The organism is Streptomyces sp. NPDC028722, assembly GCF_040637655.1.
In the GTDB taxonomy this organism is placed as follows: domain Bacteria; phylum Actinomycetota; class Actinomycetes; order Streptomycetales; family Streptomycetaceae; genus Streptomyces.
Genome location: NZ_JBEZWU010000002.1, coordinates 347,465 through 364,867, shown reverse-complemented (window position 1 = coordinate 364,867; position 17,403 = coordinate 347,465). Strand labels below are relative to the sequence as shown.

Sequence of the window (17,403 nt, the reverse complement as noted above, 5' to 3'; positions counted from 1 at the left end):
CCGTACGCCGGACACCGCCGGCTAGCCGCGTGAGGCCGGCGGCGTCCGTGTCAGGGGCGCGTGCCACACCAGCCGGGTGCCGCCGTCCCGCGGGCGGACGAGTTCCAGGTCCCCGCCGAGGCCATGGGCCCGCTCCGTCATGTTGCGCAGACCGCTGCGGCGGCCCCCGGCCGGGACGCCGACACCGTTGTCGGTGACGGTGAGCCGTACCTCGTTGCCGTCGGTCTCCAGCGCCACGTCCGCGCGGTCGGCGTGCGCGTGGCGGGCGATGTTGGTGAGGGACTCGGACAGGACGGCCACCACATGGTCGGCGACCTCGGGCGGTACACGGGTGTCGAGCAGCCCCTCCGTCCGGACACTGGGCGCGAAGCCCAGCACCGGTGCCGCCTCACCGGCCACCCGTACCGCACGGGCGCGCAGCCCGGAGGCCTCGTCGGCGTCATGAGTGCGCAGACCGAAGATCGTCGACCTGATGATCTTGATGGTCTCGTCGAGGTCGTCCACGGCCCGCAGCACCCGCTCCGAGGCCTGGGTGTGCTCGATGAACCGGCCCGCGCTCTGGAGCGTCATGCCGGTGGCGAACAGCCGCTGGATGGCCAGGTCGTGCAGGTCCCGGGCGATCCGGTCGCGGTCCTCCAGCAGCGCGATCTGTTCGGCGTCCCGGCGGCGTTCGGCGAGTTCCATGGCGACGGCGGCCTGCGCGGCGAATCCCTTCAGCGGCACGGTCTCCTTGTCGGAGAACTCGCCGCCACCCGCCTGGCGGGCCAGGAGGACGACCCCGCGCACGCGGTCCTCACGGCCGATCGGGACGGCGACGGCCGGGCCCAGACCGGCGAAGCGCGGCGGGCCCGCGCTGATCCGCTCGTCGTGCGCGATGTCCGGGCTGCTCACGGACGCGCCGAGGGCGAAGGCCGCCCCGGTCAGGGTGCCCTCCACGGGGAGCAGGAGGCCACGGTGCGCCTGCGCCTCCCGGCCGATGGCCAGCTCCACCGCGAGGGTGCCGGTGCCGGGCACGGGGATGGCCAGCGTGGCGAGGGCCGCGCCGGTGATGTCCCGCGCCCGCTCGGCGATCAGCCCCAGCACCTCGTGCTGGTCCGCGCCGGACATCAGACTGCTGGTGATCTCCGCGCTCGCCGCCAGCCAGCGCTCCCGCAGCCTGGACTCCTCGTACAGGCGGGCGTTGTCGATCGCCACACCCGCCGCCACGGCCAGCGTGGACAGCAGCGACTCGTCGTCCTCGTCGAACTGCCGTCCGCCGCGCTTCTCGGTCAGGTAGAGGTTGCCGAAGACCTGGTCCCGCACGCGGATCGGGACGCCGAGGAAGCTGTTCATCGGCGGATGGCCGGGCGGGAAGCCGTACGACGCCGCGTGCTCGGAGAGCTTCGACAGCCGCAGCGGCTCGGGGTGGCGGATGAGCTCGCCGAGGATGCCGTGGCCCTGCGGGTAGGGGCCGATGCGGGCGATCTCCTGCGCGCCGACCCCGGCCGTGATGAACGCAGACAGCCGTCTGCCGTCCGAGCCGATCACGCCGAGCGCCGCGTACTCGGCGTCGACCAGAGCCGCCGCCGCCTCCACGATGCCGCGCAGCGCCTGCTCCAGGTCCAGTTCGCGGCCGACGGAGAGCACGGCCTCCAGCAGGCTGTGCACCCGGTCCTGGGTGCCGCGGGCCGCGTCCAGGCGGGCCTGCAACTCGGCCAGCAGCTCGTCCAGCCCGAGCTGCGGCAGCCGCACGCCTGCCGCGCGCACCTCCTCGGAGCTTCCCACTGCCGTTCCTCCCAGCCCCCCGTGCCCCGCGTTCGGCCACCCCGCCCCTTGTCACGGTAGCCCGGCCCCGCGAAGGGGACGATACGGGATCACGGCGGACGACGGCACGGCGACGGGACCCGGTGTCCTCCGCCGCCCCGGCCCGCTTCGGGACGGCGGAAGGGCCGGTCGGCCCTACCCCTTCCGGGGGCCCCGCGCAGACGATGGTCCCGTGCTTCACCACGGCGACTTCCCCGCACTCGGCAGGCAGGCCTGCCTGTTTCTGCTGGGCAAGGTCCCCGTCGGCCGTGTCGTGTACACCGAGCAGGCGCTCCCGGCCGTACTGCCGGTCGATTTCCGCCTCGACGGGGACGCCTCGGTGGTGCTGGGGACCTCGGCGGGCTCGGACCTGGTCCGCGCGGTGGACGGCGCCGTGGTCGCTTTCGAGGCGGACGAGTTCGACGCGGTGACCCACTCCGGCTGGAGTGTGGTCGTCACCGGCCGGGCCACACTGGTGACGGACCCCGCCGAGCACGAACGTCTCTCGCGGTGCGGCCCCGACTCCTGGACGCCCGTCCGGGACCGGGTGTTCGTACGGATCGCCTCCGAGATGGTCACGGGGCGCCGGCTGCCGGGCCGCGGGTGAGCGGACGGGGGGCGCGGCGCGGTCCGCGGAGGCGGCGCTCAGCGTCCCCGGGGGCGCGGCCGGTCCTGGGCCTGGGTGGCGATGACGGCGGCCTGGACACGGCGTTCGACCCCGAGCTTGGCGAGCAGACGCGAGATGTGGTTCTTCACGGTCTTCTCGGCCAGGTACAGCCGTTGGCCGATCTGCCGGTTGGTGAGGCCGTCGCCGATGAGCGCCAGGATCTCCCGCTCCCGCTCGGTGAGTCCGGGCAGCGACCCCGGCCCGGCCGCCTGCTGTCCGCCCCGCAGCCTGGCCATGAGCCGGGTGGTGGCGCTCGGGTCCAGCAGGGACTGCCCGCGGGCCACCGTCCGCACGGCCGACACCAGGTCCGAGCCCCGGATCTGCTTGAGGACGTACCCGGACGCGCCCGCCATGATCGAGTCGAGCAGGGCCTCCTCGTCGTCGAACGAGGTCAGCATCAGACAGGCCAGGCCGGGCAGGTGCGCGCGCAGTTCCCGGCACACGGTGATCCCGTCGCCGTCCGGGAGGCGGACGTCGAGGACCGCCACGTCGGGGCGGAGGGCGGGGACGCGGGCCAGGGCCTGCTCGGCGGTGGCCGCCTCGCCGGCCACCGTGATGTCCTCCTCGTCGTCCAGCAGGTCGTGCACCCCGCGCCGTACCACCTCGTGGTCGTCGAGGAGGAACACCCGGATCGGGTGGCCGGGTCCGGCCGGCTCGTGCTCCGCCATCGGTCGCTCCTTGTGACGTGTGCGCATCTCCCCGCCGATCCTCCTCCTGCCCCGGGTCCGGGGACCAGGGCCGGTCGGCCCTGCTTCGCTCACCCGGCCGCCAGGGGCGCGGGAACCCCGGCCCCCGAGGTGGCCCGGTGCGGGGCGCTCCCGCCCGGCCCGGCCGGTCAGCCGTCCCAGGACCAGTCGGCCACCTCGGGCAGGTCCGTCCCGTGCTCGCGGATCCGGACATGGTGCCGTTGCCGGGTGTCCTCCATCCGCTGGCGCAGGGTCGCGGCCCGCACCGCCAGGCCGGGGACGCGGTCGATGACGTCCATGACGAGGCGGTAGCGGTCGAGGTCGTTGCGGACCACCATGTCGAACGGTGTCGTCGTGGTGCCGATCTCCTTGTAGCCGCGCACGTGCAGGTGCGGGTGGCCGGTGCGGCGGTAGGCGAGGCGGTGGATCAGCCACGGGTAGCCGTGGTACGCGAAGATCACCGGCTTGTCGGTGGTGAACAGTCCGTCGTACTCGAAGTCCCCCATGCCGTGCGGGTGTTCTCCGGCCGGCAGCAACCGGGCGATGTCGACGACGTTCACCACCCGCACCATCACCTCGGGCAGGTGGCGGCGCAGCAACTGGGCGGCGGCCAGCACCTCCTGGGTGGGTACGTCGCCCGCGCAGGCCAGTACCACGTCCGGTTCGCGCGTGCCGTCCTCGGTGCCGGCCCACTGCCAGATGCCGGCGCCGCGGGCGCAGTGGACCTTCGCCTCCTCCATCGGCAGCCAGTCGAAGCAGGGCTGTTTGCCGGCGACGATCACGTTGACGTAGTCGCGGCTGCGCAGGGCGTGGTCGGCGACCGACAGCAGGGTGTTGGCGTCCGGCGGCAGGTAGACCCGCACCACTTCCGGGCTCTTGTTCAGGACGTGGTCGACGAAGCCGGGGTCCTGGTGGGAGAAGCCGTTGTGGTCCTGCCGCCACACGTGCGAGGTGAGCAGGTAGTTGAGGGAGGCGATGGGGGCCCGCCAGGACAGGCGGCGGGTGGTGCGCAGCCACTTGATGTGCTGGTTCACCATCGAGTCGACGATGTGGGCGAACGCCTCGTAGCAGGAGAACAGCCCGTGCCGGCCGGTGAGGAGATAGCCCTCCAGCCAGCCCTGGCAGGTGTGTTCGGAGAGGATCTCCATCACGCGGCCGTGCGGGTCGAGGTTCTCGTCCACCGGCAGGGTCTCGGCCTGCCAGGCCTTGCCGCTGGCCGTGTAGACCGCCTGGAGCCGGTTGGAGGCGGTCTCGTCGGGGCCGACCAGGCGGAAGTCGCGCCGGTCGGTGGTGGCGGCCATGACGTCCTGGAGCATGTCGCCGAGGACGCGGGTCGGCTCGTGCATGCTCGCACCGGGCTTGTCGACCTCGACGGCGTACTTCTCCAGTGGCGGGAGGGGCAGTTCGCGCAGCAGGAGGCCGCCGTTGGCGTGCGGGGTGGCGCCGAGGCGCCGGGTTCCGTGCGGGACGCACGCCAGCACGTCCGCGCGCGGAGCACCGTTCTCGTCGAACAGTTCCCCGGGCCGGTAGGAGCGCATCCACTCCTCCAGCTGCCGCAGGTGCTCGGGGTCGTCCCGTACGGCGGAGAGCGGCACCTGGTGTGCGCGCCAGGTGCCCTCGACCGGCAGTCCGTCGACCTCGGCGGGGCCGGTCCAGCCCTTGGGGGTGCGCAGCACGATCACCGGCCAGCGGGGACGGTCGGTGACGCCCTCCTCGCGGGCGGCGCGCTGGAGGGCGGCGATGCGGTCGACGGCGGTGTCCATGGCATCGGCCATCGCCCGGTGGACGGCCGCCGGGTCGTCGCCGCTGACGTGGATCGGGTCGTGGCCGTAGCCCTTGAGGAGGTCGTCGAGTTCGGATCCGGGCAGCCGCGACAGCACCGTCGGGTTGGCGATCTTGTAGCCGTTCAGGTGCAGGACCGGCAGCACGGCGCCGTCGTGGACCGGATCGAGGAACTTGTCGGAGTGCCAGGAGGCGGCCAGCGGGCCGGTCTCCGCCTCACCGTCGCCGATCACACAGCCGACCAGCAGGTCCGGGTTGTCGAGGGCGGCGCCGTAGGCGTGCGAGAGGGAGTAGCCGAGTTCCCCGCCCTCGTGGATCGAGCCCGGGGTCTCGGGGGCGACGTGGCTGGGCACTCCGCCGGGGAAGGAGAACTGCCGGAACAGCCGGGCCATGCCGGCCGCGTCCCGGGTGATGTCCGGGTAGGTCTCGGTGTACGAGCCCTCCAGCCAGGAGTTGGCCAGGACGGCCGGGCCGCCGTGGCCGGGCCCCCAGACGCAGAGGGCGTTCAGGTCGCGGGCCCTGATGACGCGGTTGAGATGGGTGTGGACCAGGTTGAGGCCGGGTGAGGTGCCCCAGTGGCCGAGCAGGCGGGGCTTGACGTGTTCCGGACGCAGGGGTTCGGTCAGCAGTGGGTTGGCCAGGAGGTAGATCTGGCCCACGGTGAGGTAGTTCGCGGCGCGCCAGTGAGCGTCCAGGGTGGCGAGTTCCTCGTCCGTGAGTTCGGCGGGCGCCTGCTGCGTGTCGACGGACATCTGGGTCCTTCCCCGGGTCGGGAGGCGGTCGGTGGGTGACGACGCGTGCCGGGGGCACGGCACCCCACCCTCCGGCGGCCCGGCGAGTACCCGGAAGGGCCGTCCGGCCCACCTCCGCGGGCCGAACAGTCCCTGCCGGGGGCGTTCACGGCACTACGTCCACCCCGTAGAGCGTCCGCCCGCCGGCCGGCCCGCGCCTGGTGACCAGCTCCGGATGGGTGCGCACGAACACCTCCTCGGGGGACGGTGCCGACGAGCGCGGACCGATCGGGACCGGCCGCTCCTGGCACGGCGGCGCGGCTCCGGACCGGCCGCTCCTGGCACGGCGGCGCGGCTCCGGACCGACCGCTCCCCGGCACCGCACCGCGGCTCCGGACCGCGGCTCCGGACCGGCAGCTCCAGGCACCACGGCGCACCGTGCGGGGAGTCCGTCGCACCGCGCGAGGAGCCCGTCGCACCGTGCGGGGAGCCTGTCGGGCGTCACCGGTCGGCGGCCGCCTCCGGGTGCGCGTTCCGCTCGAACCGGGCCCGTACCCCGGGGTCGTCGAGCAGCCGGGCCGGGTAGCCGGGGCCGGTGCGCACGTCGACCTCCTCGTGGCGCAGCGGCTCGCCGCAGGAGGAGCAGACCACCTGGGCGTGGGTGTCGTGGCCGCAGGCCGTGTGCCGCATGATCACCGGCGCCCCGGAGTCGTCGGCCAGCCACCGGTCGCCCCAGGCGTTGAGGGCGGCCAGGACGCCGAAGAAGTCGCGGCCCTTGTCCGTCAGCAGGTACGCGTGGCGGACGGGGTCGGCCTGGTAGGCGCGCCGGTGCAGCAGGCCCGCGTCCTCCAGGCGCCGCAGCCGGTCGGTGAGGGTGTTGCGGGCGATGCCGAGGCTGGTGATGAAGCCGTCGAAGCGTGACTCGCCGTAGAAGACCTCGCGCAGCACGAGCAGGGTCCAGCCGTCGCCCAGGATGTCCACGGTCCGGGCGATCGAGCAGGGCCAGTTGTCGAAGGAGGTCCGCCTCATACCTGTCACGGTATCAGTTTCATCATGAGATGGACTTGTCCGCGGCGCGCGGGGCGGTTACCGTCCCGTAAGTCTCATGATGCAACTGACGAGGAGAGCTGATGGATGCCGCATCTGCCGATGCCGCCGCGGTGACCGTCGAACGGGACGGGCACGTACTGCTCATGGGCCTGAACCGCCCGGCGAAACGCAACGCGTTCACCCGGGCCATGCTCGCCGAGCTGTCGGCCGCCTACGGCCTCCTGGAGTCCGACGACGACCTGTGGTGCGGGGTCCTCTTCGCCCACGGCGACCACTTCACGGGCGGCCTGGACATGGTCGACGTCGGCGCCGAACTGGCCTCCGGGAAGTTCGACGCGCCCGAGGGCGGCCGGGACCCCTGGCGGCTGGACGGGACCTGGTCCAAGCCCGTCGTCGCCGCCGCGCACGGTTGGGTGATGACCCTGGGCATCGAGCTGCTGCTGGCCGCCGACATCCGGGTGGCCGCCCGGGACGCCCGCTTCGCCCAGTACGAGATCCGCCGCGGGATCTACCCCTTCGGCGGGGCCACCCTCCGCTTCCCCCGCGAAGCCGGCTGGGGCAACGCCATGCGCTGGATCCTCACCGGCGAGGAGTTCGACGCCACGGAGGCCCACCGCATCGGCCTCGTGCAGGAGGTCGTGGCCGACGGACCGGCCGCCGTGGAACGGGCGACCCGGATCGCCCGGGTCATCGCCGAGAAGTCGGCCCCCCTGGGAGTGCGGACCGCCCTGCGGTCCGCGCACCTGGCCCACGAGCACGGCGACGGCGCCGCGATCGAGCGGCTGCGCCCCGACATCGCACGGCTGCTGTCGACCGCCGACGGAGCCGAGGGAGTCCGCTCCTTCGTCGAGCGCCGCGACGCCCTCTTCACCGGCCACTGACCATCGCCGCACCCAGGAGAACCGCTGTGAGAGAAGCCGGCGTGCGGGGACGGAGCCCGGCGCGGGCTCCGGATCTTGTGACCCACCGGACTGGGTGGGTCACAAGGTCCGGTCCGGTGGGTCACCGAGTCCAGTGGGTCAGCGTGGCGGGCGGACACCGGTCGGTCGACCCGGCGAGCTGCCGGGGCACCGCGGCGTTTCCCCTCGGCGCACCGTACGCATCCGTATCGCCCTGTCGTCGCCGCCACCGCACTGGCGGCCACAGGCATGCTCCTCGGCGCCCCGGCGGTCCCCGCCCACGCCGCCGGCTCAGCGCCTCACCGGGTCACGGACTCTCCTCGCCCTGGGCGACCTCCACCTCGTGATGGACGGTGAGCACGCCGGCGGTCGCGGCGGTGACGGACAGCGCCGCGCAGGCCGCCAGGAGCAGGGCGATCCAGCGGGTGGCGCGCGGGCGGGAGCCGGGGGGTGTGAGGAGGGCGGCGACCCGGCGGGGGACGGGGCCGGTGGTCGCGGCGGGGGTGAAGGCCGGGCGCGTCGCACGGGAGTCGTGGCCGGCGAGGGCCGCCCGGGCGATGGCCCGGGCCATCAGACGCCGGTCTCCGACAGCGGCGGCCGCGGCCTCGTCGGCGGCTCGTTCCGCGGCGAACCGGATGGTGGCGCGGGCCGCGCGCAGGGCGGGGTGGCAGTGGGCCGCGAGTTCGGCCGCGACGAGGAAGTAGTGGTGGCCACCGGTGTTGTGGGCGCGTTCGTGGGCGAAGAGGGCTTCGCGCTCGGCCGCGTCGAGGCTGCGCAGCATGGCGGTGGTGACGACTATGCGGTGCGGGCGGCCGGGGAGGGCGTACGCGTCCGGGTGGGGTGAGTCGATGACGCACAGGTCGCCGGCGGCGGGGCGGCGGTCGGCCTGGGTGCGGGCGGTGCGGAAGGCACCGACCTGTCGTACGGCCGAGCGGCCGAGGGTCCAGACGCCGACGGTGAGCACGCCGGCCGCCGCCGCGGCGGCGGGGACGAGGACGCCGTCCGAGAGGGTGCGCAGGGGGTGGACGAGTTCGCCGAGCGCGGCGAAGGCCGGGATCTTGAGCAGGGCGGTCAGTACGACGACGCCGAGCGCCGTCACGCACGCCCCCGCGAGCGCGAGCGAGGAGGCGGTCAGTGCCCACAGCGCGGTGACGGGATCGAGGCGGTCGAGGGCGTGCCGCGCCAGGGCCGGCGCCGCCAGGGGTGCCAGGAGGGGGACCAGCAGCAGAAGGATCATGCCTGGTCGGCCTCCAGCAGCCGGCGCAGCACCTGTTCGTCGTCCGGGCTGAGCTGGGCGACGAAGCGGGCCAGCACGGTCTCGCGGTCGGTGTCCCGGTCGAGTTCGCCGTGCATGCGCCGCGCGGTGAGCCCCGCCGCGTCGTGGACGGGATAGTAGGCGTAGCCGCGTCCCTGCTGCTCGCGGCCGACGGCGCCCTTCTCGTGGAGGCGGGACAGGATGGTCGTCACCGTCGTACGCGCCAGGTCGGCCGCGAGTTCCTGCTGCACCCGGCCCGGGGTGAGCGGTGTGCCGGCGGCCCAGAGTGCGGCCATGACGGCGGCCTCCAGCTCGCCGGCCGGGCGTCGCTCGTCGTTGGTGTCGCTCATGGGAACGATCCTCACCCCATCATCGTCTACAGTTCAGTAGACCGTCTACAGAATTGTAGTCACCGGTCGGATGCCGTACCGCCGTATCCGTCGCGTCAGCACGAAGGGCTCACGACGATGACCACACCCATCCACCTATCGTCGCAGCTCGCTGTCAACGTGCTGGACGCCCGTTCGCTGCTGGCGGCCTTCGGCGTGCTGGGCGTCGGAGTGGTGCTCTTCGCCGAGACCGGCCTGCTGATCGGTTTCTTCCTGCCCGGCGACTCCCTGCTGTTCACGGCGGGTCTGCTGTGCACGGGCACGGCCGGCCCGGTCAGGCTGTCGCTCGGACCGCTGCTGGCCGCCGCCGCCGTGGGCGCCCTCGCCGGCGCGCAGTGCGGTTACCTGCTCGGGAGGAGAGCGGGGGGCGCGCTGCTCGCCCGCAGTTCCTCGGCCAGGCTGCACGAAGGGGCGCACCGGGCCGAGGAGCTGCTGGCGAAGTACGGGCACGCGAGGGCGATCGTGCTGGCCCGTTTCGTGCCGGTGGTGCGGACGGTGCTGAACCCGATGGCCGGAGCGCTCCAGGTGCCCGCGCGGACGTTCACCGTCTGGCAGGCGGCCGGCGGTCTCGTCTGGAGCCTGGGCCTGACCCTGGCCGGTTATGGGCTGGGCTCCTCGATCCCCGACGTGGACCGGTATCTGCTGCCCATCGTGGCGGTGATCGTCGCCGTGTCGCTGATTCCGCTGGCCGTCGAGGTGGCCCGCTCCCGGCGGGCGGCGAAGGTACGGGCGCAGGCACAGGCGAAGGAGGCGCGCGGATGATGCTCACCTTCGGCGGTTCGTCGGTCGACGGCTTCGCCTACACCGACGTGGTGGATCTCGCCCACCGCTCTCCCGGCTGGCTGGACGGCCTGGTGTCGGTCTGGTCGACGTACGGTCTCGGGCTGTTCGCGCTGCTCATGGTCATCGGCTGGTGGCAGGCCCGGCGCACCGCCGCCGCGGCGGCGGTGCGGGCACTGGCGGTCCCGGTGATCGTGGTCCTGGCGTACGGCGTGGACGCCGCCCTGAAACTGGTGGTGCGCGAGGAGCGGCCCTGTCAGAGTCTGCACGTCAGCACCCTGGAGGCCTGCCCGGCACCGGGCGACTGGTCCTTCCCGAGCAATCACGCGGCCATCGCGTTCGCGGCCGCGGTGGCGCTGTACTCCGTCTCCCGTCGTCTCGGCGCCGTCGCGGCCGTCGCGGCCTGCGCGATGGCGGCGTCCCGCGTCTGGGTCGGCGTGCACTACCCGCACGACGTGGCGGCCGGCGCGGCCGTCGGCGCACTGGTCGCGCTGCTCGCCGTGGCAGCACTGCGCCGCCCCGCGGACAGGCTGGTCCGGCAGGTCACGGCCACCCGCCTGCGCGCGCTGCTGGTGGCGTCGTGAGCCGGGGCGTCGTGCGCCGGGACGAGGTGGCCGATGTGGCGGCGAGCGTCGGCCTCGGGGCCCTGGCGGGGTTCTGTGTGCTGACCCTGTGCGTGTCCGGCGACGGAGGCCCCCTGTTCACCGACGGCCGTCTGCACGCCTGGTCCGTGGCCCACCGTCCCGCCGTGGCCGTGGCGCTGGCCCGCGGGCTCACCGCCAGCGGGACGGGTGTCGTGCCGTACGCGCTCGCCGTGCTGGCCGGGATCGTCGCGGTCCGTACCCCGCGTCACCGACTGCCCGCCGCCGGCCTCGCCGTCCTGTGCCTGGCGTCCGGACAGGCCGTGCGGTACGGCGTGATGACGCTGGCCGCCCGGGCCCGCCCGCCCCGGGCGGACTGGGCGACGCACGCTTCGGGCTGGGCCTTTCCCTCCGGGCACACCACCACGGCGGCGCTCGCCGCCGGACTGCTGATCTCGGCGATATGCCTGCGCGAGCCGCGCGGGCGGACCCTGTTCGCCACCGCCGCGGGCTGCTGGGGCGCGCTGGTCGGGCTGACCCGCGTCTACCTCGGGGTGCACTGGTTCACGGATGTGGTCGGCGGCTGGCTGCTCGGTATCGGCTGGCTCGGCCTGTGGTTGTGCATCATGGCCTGGTGGCTGCCCGACCGGTTCCTCACCGGCCCCGCGAACACCCCCATCGACCCGACGGAGGACCATGCGCACCAGGATCCTGGTCGTGGAGGACGATCACATCCTGCGTGACGTGCTGCTGCGCGGCCTGCGTGAGGAGGACTTCGACCCGGTGCCCGCCGCGGACGGTGCCACCGCGCTGCGGCTGGCCACGTGTGAGGTCGGTGCGGCCGTGCTCGACGTGGGGCTGCCGGACGCGGACGGACGGGACGTGTGCCAGGCGATGCGCGCGAACGGATTCCTGGCGCCGGTCATCTTCCTGACAGCCCGTCACCGCCTCACGGACCGTCTCGCGGGATTCTCCGCCGGGGGCGACGACTATCTGCCCAAGCCCTTCCACATCGCCGAACTCGCCGCGCGGCTGCGCGCGGCCGTCAGACGCGCCGCGCCCGGTCCCGCGGCCACGGCCGGGGACCTGGTCCTGGACCCCGTCGGGCACAGCCTGACCGTGCACGGCCACCGCGTCGATCTGACCCCGACCGAGTTCCGTCTCCTGGCGAGGCTCATGGCGGCGAACGGGGACGTGGTACGCCGGCGCGAACTGGTCAGGGCGGGCTGGCCCGAAGGCGCCCAGGTCAGCGAGAACACCCTCGACCAGTACCTGACCCGGCTGCGCCGCAAGCTGCGCGACAGCGGCAGTGCCCTGACCATCGGCACCGCCCGCGGGATCGGACACCGCCTGTCATGATGCCGTTCCGGTCACTCGCGTCACGGCTGGCTCCGCGCACCCTGCGCGGCCGGCTCTCCCTCGTGGCGCTGACCACCGCCACGCTCCTGATGGTGATCCTCACCGTCGTCTTCAACACCGTCGTCCGCCACCACCTCCGGCGTCAGGCCGACGACGAGCTGCGGGCCCGGGCCGCCGCCGTCGCCACGACCGTCGACACGAGCGGTCCGACGGTGCGCGTCCTGGAGACCTCCAACGACCAGCTCCTCGACGCCAACGTGTGGATCTACGCCGGCACCCGGCTGCTCGAGAGACCGCCTTCCCCCGCCGCGGCGCTGAACCGTGTCGCCGGCGCACTCGCCGAGCGCGGCGGGCCGCACTGCGTCACCGCCGCCGGACCGGAACCGGTCCGCCTGTGCTCCCAGCCGGTGCCCGAGGGCAGCGGCGCGGCCACCGTCGTCACGGCCCTGGACCTCTCCCCCTACCGCAGCTCGGCCGACGCCCTGCTGTTCGGGTCGTTCGCCCTCGACGCGGTGATGCTGGCCTGCACCTACGCGCTGACCCGTCTGGCGGTCGGCCGCGCTCTGCGCCCCGTACGCACCATGACCGACCAGGCGGCCCAGTGGAGCGCCGTGGGCTCGGACGACCGGTTCGGCACCCTGCGCCGGCCCGCCGAACTCGCCGGGCTCGGCCTCTCGCTGGACGCACTGCTGGACCGCATCCGCGCCGTGCTGCGCCACGAGAGACAGCTGACCGGGGAACTGTCGCACGAACTGCGCACCCCGCTCAGCCGGATCATCGCCACCCTCGACTGGTGGCAGGCCCGCCCGCGTACGCCTGACGAGACCCGGGCCGCCCACCAGGTCGTCGCGGACGCCGCCGAGTCCATGCGCACCATCTGCGACACGCTGCTCGACGACGCGCGTGAGGGCGCGGCCGTCGTTCCCGGCACGGCCGAGGTGCTGCCGACGCTGCGCCGGCTCGCCGAAAACCTGGACACACCGGACCATCTGACGGTGACCGTCACCGGCGAGGAGGCGCAGCAGCAGGCAGGGGTCGCACCGGCCCTCCTCCAGCGGATCGTCAGCCCGCTGCTCGCCAACGCCCTGCGGTACGCCCGCTCGGGCGTCGTCGTCCGTACGGCCCCGGAGCCCGGTCGCCTGCGCATCGACGTCACCGACGACGGGCCGGGTGTGCCGGACGCCTTCGTCGCGCAGCTCTTCCAGCCCGGACGACGGGCCGACCCGGACGACGGGCACGGCGGAGCGGGCCTCGGACTGCCGCTCGCGCGACGCCTGGCCCGCTCCGCCGGCGGTGAGGTGTTCCACGACCCCGGTCACACGCCCGGGGCCCGGTTCGTGGTCAGCCTGCCGGCCGGGTGACAGCCCGCTCCCGCTCGATGACGTCCTTGCGGGTCACCGCCAGGTACACGACCAGGCCGAGGATGACCGCGAGGAACAGCACGCTGGTCACCACCGTGCCCATCCCGAGGCCGCCGTCGCCGGCCGGCTGGGAGAGGTAGTCGCCCACCGAGGCGCCGAGCGGCCGGGTCAGCACGTAGGCGATCCAGAAACTCCACACCGCGTTCAGGCCGAGGGCGAAGTGCGCCACCGCGACCGCGGCGATCGCCAGGGCGAACAGCACCGCGGAGACCCAGTAACCCAGGTCCATGCGTTCGGCGACCAGGTCGCCGGCCGCCGTGCCGAGGGCGAAGGTGAACAGCACCGCCAGCCAGTAGAACGACTCACGGCTCAGAGAGTCGACGCTGTGGATGGACAACGTCCGCTCACGGCGGTACCAGACGGCGAACACGACCACGAGGACGAGTCCGAAGACCGTGGTGCTCGTGGTCAGCGGCACGCCCATGTTGTCCGTGAGGTTGTCACTGATCAGTGTGCCGACGACGCTGATTAGGGCCACGGCGAGCCAGTAGACGCCGGGACGGTAGGCGGTGGTGCGGAACTGGACGACGAGCACGGCGGCCAGCAGCACGCTCATCAGCAGCGACACGCCGGTCAGTCCCAGGCCGAGGTTCTCGTCGAGCATGTCGGCCGCGGTCTCGCCGACCGTCGTGCACAGCACCTTGATCACCCAGAAGTACACGGTGACTTCGGGCACCTTGTTCCAGCGGGGGCGGTGGCCGGACGGGGCCGGCGGGGCGCTGGGGACGCCGGCGGTCTCGGAGGTCTCGTATGTCATGAGGCCCGACCGTGCCACCGGGAACCTGAATACATCCTGACTGCCGCGCGGCCCCGCCCGTCCCACCCGGCCCACGCGTGAACCATGGGACCCATGTGCCCCCGCGCCCCTCGCCCGCCCATAGCGACACCCCGTCCGCGCCCCACGCCCCCGACGGAGGTACGCCCCTATGGACACCACGCCCGCGAACCGCGACGGCACCGACCGCACGACCGCCTGGCTGCGCCGACGGCTGGGCCGGGCCGTCGCTCTCGCCTATCTCCTGGCGCTGGTCCTGCCGGCCCCGGGCCTGTGGCTGCGGCACGCTCCCGCCCTGCCGCTGGGCGACGGCGCCGGACTCCCCCTGCCCGTGTCCTCGTCCCTGCTGGGCCTCGTGCTGTTCTCGGCCGGGCTACAGGTCCCGGCGCACGCGCTGGGCCGGCTGCTGCGCCGCCCGAGAGCACTGGTGGCGGGGCTCGTGCTGCACATGACGGCTCCCCTGCTGATCATCCCGCTCGTCGCGTTCGTGCTGCACCGCTCTCCCGACGCCGACGGCGGCAGCGGACTGCTGACCGCCATGATCATGATTGTCGCCATGCCGGTGGCGGCCGGGGCCACGGTATGGACCGGCAAGGGCCAGGGCGACCAGCCCACGATGGTCGGACTGGTCCTCGTGTCCACCCTGCTCAGCCCGCTCTCGATCCCCGTCACCGTCGAGGCGCTGGCCCCGCTGCTGGACGGCGGGTACGCCCGCACGATGACCGCGGCCGGACACACACTGAGCGGCGGTTTCGCCCTGACCGGGGTGGTGGGGCCCTGCGCGGCGGGAGTGCTGTGCCGGCTCGTCGTGCCGCGTCACCGGCTGAACCGTCTGCTGAGCACCGTCGTCCCGGTGGCGCTGGCCGGCTCGCTCGTCCTGACGTACGTCAACGCCAGTGGCGCCCTGGGTTCCTTCGTCGCGCGTCCCCGGCCGCTCCTGCTCGCCGCGGCGCTGGCCGTGGCCGCGGTGGTGTGCGCGCTGTCCTTCGCCACCGGCCGTGTCGCGGGGCGCGTCCTGCGCCTCGACCCGTCCGTCTCCTCCTCCCTCACTCTCGCGTGCGGAATGAACAACAGCAGCGCCGGTGCCGTGCTGCTGACGACCACGCTGCCCGACAAGCCCCATCTGCTGCTGCCCGTCCTCGCGTACGGCCTGTTGCAGAAGACGGCCGCGAACCGGGTCGTGCGGACGCGCCCTCGGCGCTCATCCCGTCCGGACGCCGCCTGACGGGGGGCGAACGAGCAGGGCCGACCCGGCCGGATGGCCGCCGGCGGGCACGACCCCGCTGCCCGCCGTCCGTTCACCCGGCCCCGGGCCGGGCGAGTCCCAGGTCGTAGGCGAAGATCACGGCCTGGACGCGGTCGCGGGCGCCGATCTTGGACAGGACGCGGCCGACATGCGTCTTGACGGTGGACTCGGACACGACGAAGTGGGCGGCGATCTCGCCGTTGGTCCAGCCCTTGCCGATGGCGACGAGGATCTCGCGCTCGCGGTCGGTGAGGGAGCCCAGTCTCGGGTCGTCGGACTCGCCGCGGCGAGCGGGCACGTGCTGGGCGTACTCGTCCAGGAGGCGGCGGGTGAGGGCCGGCGCGATGACCGCGTCCCCGGCCGCGACGGCCCGGATGCCGGCGAGGAGTTCCTCCGGGCGCGCGTCCTTGAGGAGGAAGCCGCTGGCCCCGGCCCGCAGGGCGGCGTGGACATATTCGTCGAGGTCGAAGGTGGTCAGCACGAGGACGCGGGAGCGGTCGCCGGCGGCGGTGATCCGGCGGGTGGCCTCGATGCCGTCCATGCCGGGCATCCGCACGTCCATCAGGACGACGTCGGGGCGCAGTTCGGCGGTCCTGCGGACGGCTTCGGCGCCGTGCGCGGCCTCGCCGACCACCTCGGTCTCCGGGATGGAGTCGAGCAGCACCCGGAAGCCGTAGCGCTGGAGGGGCTGGTCGTCCACGATGAGCACGGTGGTCATCGTGCGCCCGCCTGGGGGGTCAGGTCGAGGGTGGCCTCCACCCTCCATCCGCCGCCGGCCGCGGGTCCGGCGCTCACGTCGCCGCCGTAGAGCGCCGCTCGTTCTCGCATGCCCACCAGGCCGTGTCCTTCCTCGTTCGGCGGTCCGGGGCGTCCGGCCGGGCCGTCGTCCCGGACCCGGATGACCAGCCGGGTGTCCTCGACGACGACCGACAGGTTCACCCGGGTGCCGGGGCCGGCGTGCTTGAGGGTGTTCGTCAGGGCTTCCTGGACGATGCGGTAGACCGTCAACTGCACCCCGCCGTCCAGGGCCTCCACGTCGCCGACGGTCCGGTAGACGACGTCCAGGCCGGCGCTGCGCACACCATCGCACAGTGCCGCGAGGTCCGCGACGCCGGGCTGCGGGCTGAGTTCCGGCGCCCTGGCGGAATCGTCCGACGCCTCCCGCAGGACGCCGAGCACGCGCCGCAACTCGCCGAGGGCCGTCCGGCCGGTGTCGCCGATGAGCCGCAGGGCCTCCTTGCCGCGTTCGGGAGCGGTGTCCGTGGCGTACACACCGGCGTCGGCGAGAGTGATCATGACGGACAGGTTGTGGCCGACGATGTCGTGCATCTCGCGGGCCACCCGGGCGCGTTCGGTGGCGGCCGCGAGTCTGCTGCGCTGGTCGCGTTCGATCTCCAGGCGGGCCGCCCGGTCCCGCAGCCCGGCGAGCTGGGCCCGGCGGATCCGTACCATCAGGCCGAGCGCCAGGGCGGCGGTCGCCGTGCTGAGCAGGAAGAACAGCGCGTCCCAGACGGACACCGCCGCCGAGGCGCGCACCGCGACCAGCACCATCCCGGCCGCCATGGCCCCGCAGGCCCACGGCAGCTGCCGCAGCCGTCCGTGCAGGGCCAGGCTGTACAGGGCGATGAACAGGGCGATGTCCGCGCGCAGCGCGGCACCCAGGGACCACTGGAGGACGAAGACGGCCGTGATCACGCCGAAGGCCGCCAGGGGTCGGCGCCGCCGCCACAGCAGCGGCAGCACGAGACCGGCCTGAAGGAGCAGCATGGCCGACGGGGCGAGCCGGGTGAAGGCGAGCCGGAACCGGCGTGGACCGTCGCCGTCCCCGGCACCGCCGTGCAGCAGGTCGGGCAGGCAGAACATCACGAAGACCAGCACCACCACCGCGGTGTCCAGCACCCAGGGATGCGCCCGGTCGGCGTGCCGCAGCCGCTGGCCGCCCCGGGCGAGCCGGGCGACCAGCGGTCCCATCCCGCTGACGTCCTCGGTGGTGGTCAAGG

17 protein-coding genes are annotated in these 17,403 nt (G+C 73.7%); 8 read left to right on the top strand and 9 right to left on the bottom strand.

Annotated features, from left to right (window positions below):
- Positions 1-21: 21 nt before the first annotated feature.
- Entirely contained in the window at positions 22-1,764 is a 1,743-nt protein-coding gene (locus AB0F03_RS04080; protein ID WP_361986291.1) for a GAF domain-containing sensor histidine kinase, read from the bottom strand.
- A 211-nt stretch (positions 1,765-1,975) separates the two neighbouring features.
- On the opposite strand from AB0F03_RS04080, the gene AB0F03_RS04075 reads away from it, so the two are divergent.
- The gene (locus tag AB0F03_RS04075) at positions 1,976-2,389 is read left to right on the top strand and encodes a pyridoxamine 5'-phosphate oxidase family protein (protein ID WP_361986289.1); all 414 of its coding nucleotides are present in this window, start codon (positions 1,976-1,978) and stop codon (positions 2,387-2,389) included.
- Between the two features lie 38 nt (positions 2,390-2,427).
- Here the strand turns inward: AB0F03_RS04075 and AB0F03_RS04070 are convergent, their stop codons facing one another.
- The 3 genes from AB0F03_RS04070 to AB0F03_RS04060 form a co-directional block, all read right to left on the bottom strand.
- Entirely contained in the window at positions 2,428-3,117 is a 690-nt protein-coding gene (locus tag AB0F03_RS04070) for a response regulator transcription factor (RefSeq protein WP_361986287.1), read from the bottom strand.
- Between the two features lie 167 nt (positions 3,118-3,284).
- Positions 3,285-5,669, bottom strand: a complete 2,385-nt coding sequence (locus AB0F03_RS04065; RefSeq protein WP_361986285.1) for a phosphoketolase family protein — start codon at positions 5,667-5,669, stop codon at positions 3,285-3,287.
- A 480-nt stretch (positions 5,670-6,149) separates the two neighbouring features.
- Positions 6,150-6,677, bottom strand: coding sequence for a helix-turn-helix domain-containing protein (locus AB0F03_RS04060; RefSeq protein ID WP_361986283.1), 528 nt, complete (start codon positions 6,675-6,677; stop codon positions 6,150-6,152).
- Between the two features lie 101 nt (positions 6,678-6,778).
- Between AB0F03_RS04060 and AB0F03_RS04055 the strand changes: the two genes are divergently transcribed.
- Positions 6,779-7,579 (top strand): crotonase/enoyl-CoA hydratase family protein, encoded by an 801-nt coding sequence (locus AB0F03_RS04055; protein WP_361986281.1) that lies wholly within the window; start codon positions 6,779-6,781, stop codon positions 7,577-7,579.
- Positions 7,580-7,904: 325 nt separating this feature from the next.
- Here the strand turns inward: AB0F03_RS04055 and AB0F03_RS04050 are convergent, their stop codons facing one another.
- Complete coding sequence (locus tag AB0F03_RS04050) at positions 7,905-8,834, bottom strand: M48 family metalloprotease (protein ID WP_361986279.1); 930 nt, start codon at positions 8,832-8,834, stop codon at positions 7,905-7,907.
- Positions 8,831-9,202, bottom strand: coding sequence for a BlaI/MecI/CopY family transcriptional regulator (locus AB0F03_RS04045; RefSeq protein ID WP_361986277.1), 372 nt, complete (start codon positions 9,200-9,202; stop codon positions 8,831-8,833). The genes AB0F03_RS04050 and AB0F03_RS04045 overlap by 4 nt, the downstream gene beginning before the upstream one ends.
- Positions 9,203-9,319: 117 nt before the next feature.
- Between AB0F03_RS04045 and AB0F03_RS04040 the strand changes: the two genes are divergently transcribed.
- Genes AB0F03_RS04040 through AB0F03_RS04020 form a run of 5 tightly spaced genes read left to right on the top strand, consistent with a single transcriptional unit; the run spans position 9,320 to position 13,322 of the window.
- Positions 9,320-10,003 carry a DedA family protein gene (locus tag AB0F03_RS04040; protein ID WP_361986275.1) on the top strand — a complete coding sequence of 228 codons (684 nt, stop codon included), beginning with the start codon at positions 9,320-9,322 and terminating at the stop codon, positions 10,001-10,003.
- Positions 10,000-10,605 (top strand): phosphatase PAP2 family protein, encoded by a 606-nt coding sequence (locus tag AB0F03_RS04035; protein ID WP_361986273.1) that lies wholly within the window; start codon positions 10,000-10,002, stop codon positions 10,603-10,605. The genes AB0F03_RS04040 and AB0F03_RS04035 overlap by 4 nt, the downstream gene beginning before the upstream one ends.
- A gap of 11 nt (positions 10,606-10,616) precedes the next feature.
- Positions 10,617-11,345 carry a phosphatase PAP2 family protein gene (locus tag AB0F03_RS04030; RefSeq protein WP_361986708.1) on the top strand — a complete coding sequence of 243 codons (729 nt, stop codon included), beginning with the start codon at positions 10,617-10,619 and terminating at the stop codon, positions 11,343-11,345.
- On the top strand, positions 11,299-11,961 hold the full coding sequence (locus AB0F03_RS04025) for a response regulator transcription factor (protein WP_361986271.1): 663 nt from the start codon (positions 11,299-11,301) through the stop codon (positions 11,959-11,961). The genes AB0F03_RS04030 and AB0F03_RS04025 overlap by 47 nt, the downstream gene beginning before the upstream one ends.
- Positions 11,958-13,322 carry a HAMP domain-containing sensor histidine kinase gene (locus AB0F03_RS04020; protein ID WP_361986269.1) on the top strand — a complete coding sequence of 455 codons (1,365 nt, stop codon included), beginning with the start codon at positions 11,958-11,960 and terminating at the stop codon, positions 13,320-13,322. The genes AB0F03_RS04025 and AB0F03_RS04020 overlap by 4 nt, the downstream gene beginning before the upstream one ends.
- On the opposite strand, the gene AB0F03_RS04015 is transcribed toward AB0F03_RS04020, so the two are convergent.
- On the bottom strand, positions 13,303-14,139 hold the full coding sequence (locus AB0F03_RS04015) for a hypothetical protein (RefSeq protein ID WP_361986267.1): 837 nt from the start codon (positions 14,137-14,139) through the stop codon (positions 13,303-13,305). The genes AB0F03_RS04020 and AB0F03_RS04015 overlap by 20 nt on opposite strands.
- Before the next feature lie 169 nt (positions 14,140-14,308).
- Between AB0F03_RS04015 and AB0F03_RS04010 the strand changes: the two genes are divergently transcribed.
- Positions 14,309-15,382 (top strand): sodium-dependent transporter, encoded by a 1,074-nt coding sequence (locus tag AB0F03_RS04010; protein WP_361986265.1) that lies wholly within the window; start codon positions 14,309-14,311, stop codon positions 15,380-15,382.
- 73 nt (positions 15,383-15,455) lie between these two features.
- On the opposite strand, the gene AB0F03_RS04005 is transcribed toward AB0F03_RS04010, so the two are convergent.
- Both AB0F03_RS04005 and AB0F03_RS04000 read right to left on the bottom strand, forming a co-directional pair.
- Positions 15,456-16,121, bottom strand: a complete 666-nt coding sequence (locus tag AB0F03_RS04005) for a response regulator transcription factor (protein ID WP_361986264.1) — start codon at positions 16,119-16,121, stop codon at positions 15,456-15,458.
- Positions 16,118-17,374, bottom strand: a complete 1,257-nt coding sequence (locus AB0F03_RS04000; RefSeq protein WP_361986706.1) for a sensor histidine kinase — start codon at positions 17,372-17,374, stop codon at positions 16,118-16,120. Before AB0F03_RS04000 ends, AB0F03_RS04005 begins: the two co-directional genes overlap by 4 nt.
- Between the last annotated feature and the right edge of the window lie 29 nt (positions 17,375-17,403).

Bases quoted from the DNA above. Each gene is read 5' to 3' on its own strand.
- AB0F03_RS04070 (WP_361986287.1), bottom strand. From the start codon at position 3,117: ATGGCGGAGCACGAGCCGGCCGGACCCGGCCACCCGATCCGGGTGTTC.
- AB0F03_RS04065 (WP_361986285.1), bottom strand. From the start codon at position 5,669: ATGTCCGTCGACACGCAGCAGGCGCCCGCCGAACTCACGGACGAGGAA.
- AB0F03_RS04060 (WP_361986283.1), bottom strand. From the start codon at position 6,677: ATGAGGCGGACCTCCTTCGACAACTGGCCCTGCTCGATCGCCCGGACC.
- AB0F03_RS04055 (WP_361986281.1), top strand. From the start codon at position 6,779: ATGGATGCCGCATCTGCCGATGCCGCCGCGGTGACCGTCGAACGGGAC.
- AB0F03_RS04050 (WP_361986279.1), bottom strand. From the start codon at position 8,834: ATGATCCTTCTGCTGCTGGTCCCCCTCCTGGCACCCCTGGCGGCGCCG.
- AB0F03_RS04045 (WP_361986277.1), bottom strand. From the start codon at position 9,202: ATGAGCGACACCAACGACGAGCGACGCCCGGCCGGCGAGCTGGAGGCC.
- AB0F03_RS04040 (WP_361986275.1), top strand. From the start codon at position 9,320: ATGACCACACCCATCCACCTATCGTCGCAGCTCGCTGTCAACGTGCTG.
- AB0F03_RS04035 (WP_361986273.1), top strand. From the start codon at position 10,000: ATGATGCTCACCTTCGGCGGTTCGTCGGTCGACGGCTTCGCCTACACC.
- AB0F03_RS04025 (WP_361986271.1), top strand. From the start codon at position 11,299: ATGCGCACCAGGATCCTGGTCGTGGAGGACGATCACATCCTGCGTGAC.
- AB0F03_RS04020 (WP_361986269.1), top strand. From the start codon at position 11,958: ATGATGCCGTTCCGGTCACTCGCGTCACGGCTGGCTCCGCGCACCCTG.
- AB0F03_RS04015 (WP_361986267.1), bottom strand. From the start codon at position 14,139: ATGACATACGAGACCTCCGAGACCGCCGGCGTCCCCAGCGCCCCGCCG.
- AB0F03_RS04010 (WP_361986265.1), top strand. From the start codon at position 14,309: ATGGACACCACGCCCGCGAACCGCGACGGCACCGACCGCACGACCGCC.
- AB0F03_RS04005 (WP_361986264.1), bottom strand. From the start codon at position 16,121: ATGACCACCGTGCTCATCGTGGACGACCAGCCCCTCCAGCGCTACGGC.
- AB0F03_RS04000 (WP_361986706.1), bottom strand. From the start codon at position 17,374: ATGGGACCGCTGGTCGCCCGGCTCGCCCGGGGCGGCCAGCGGCTGCGG.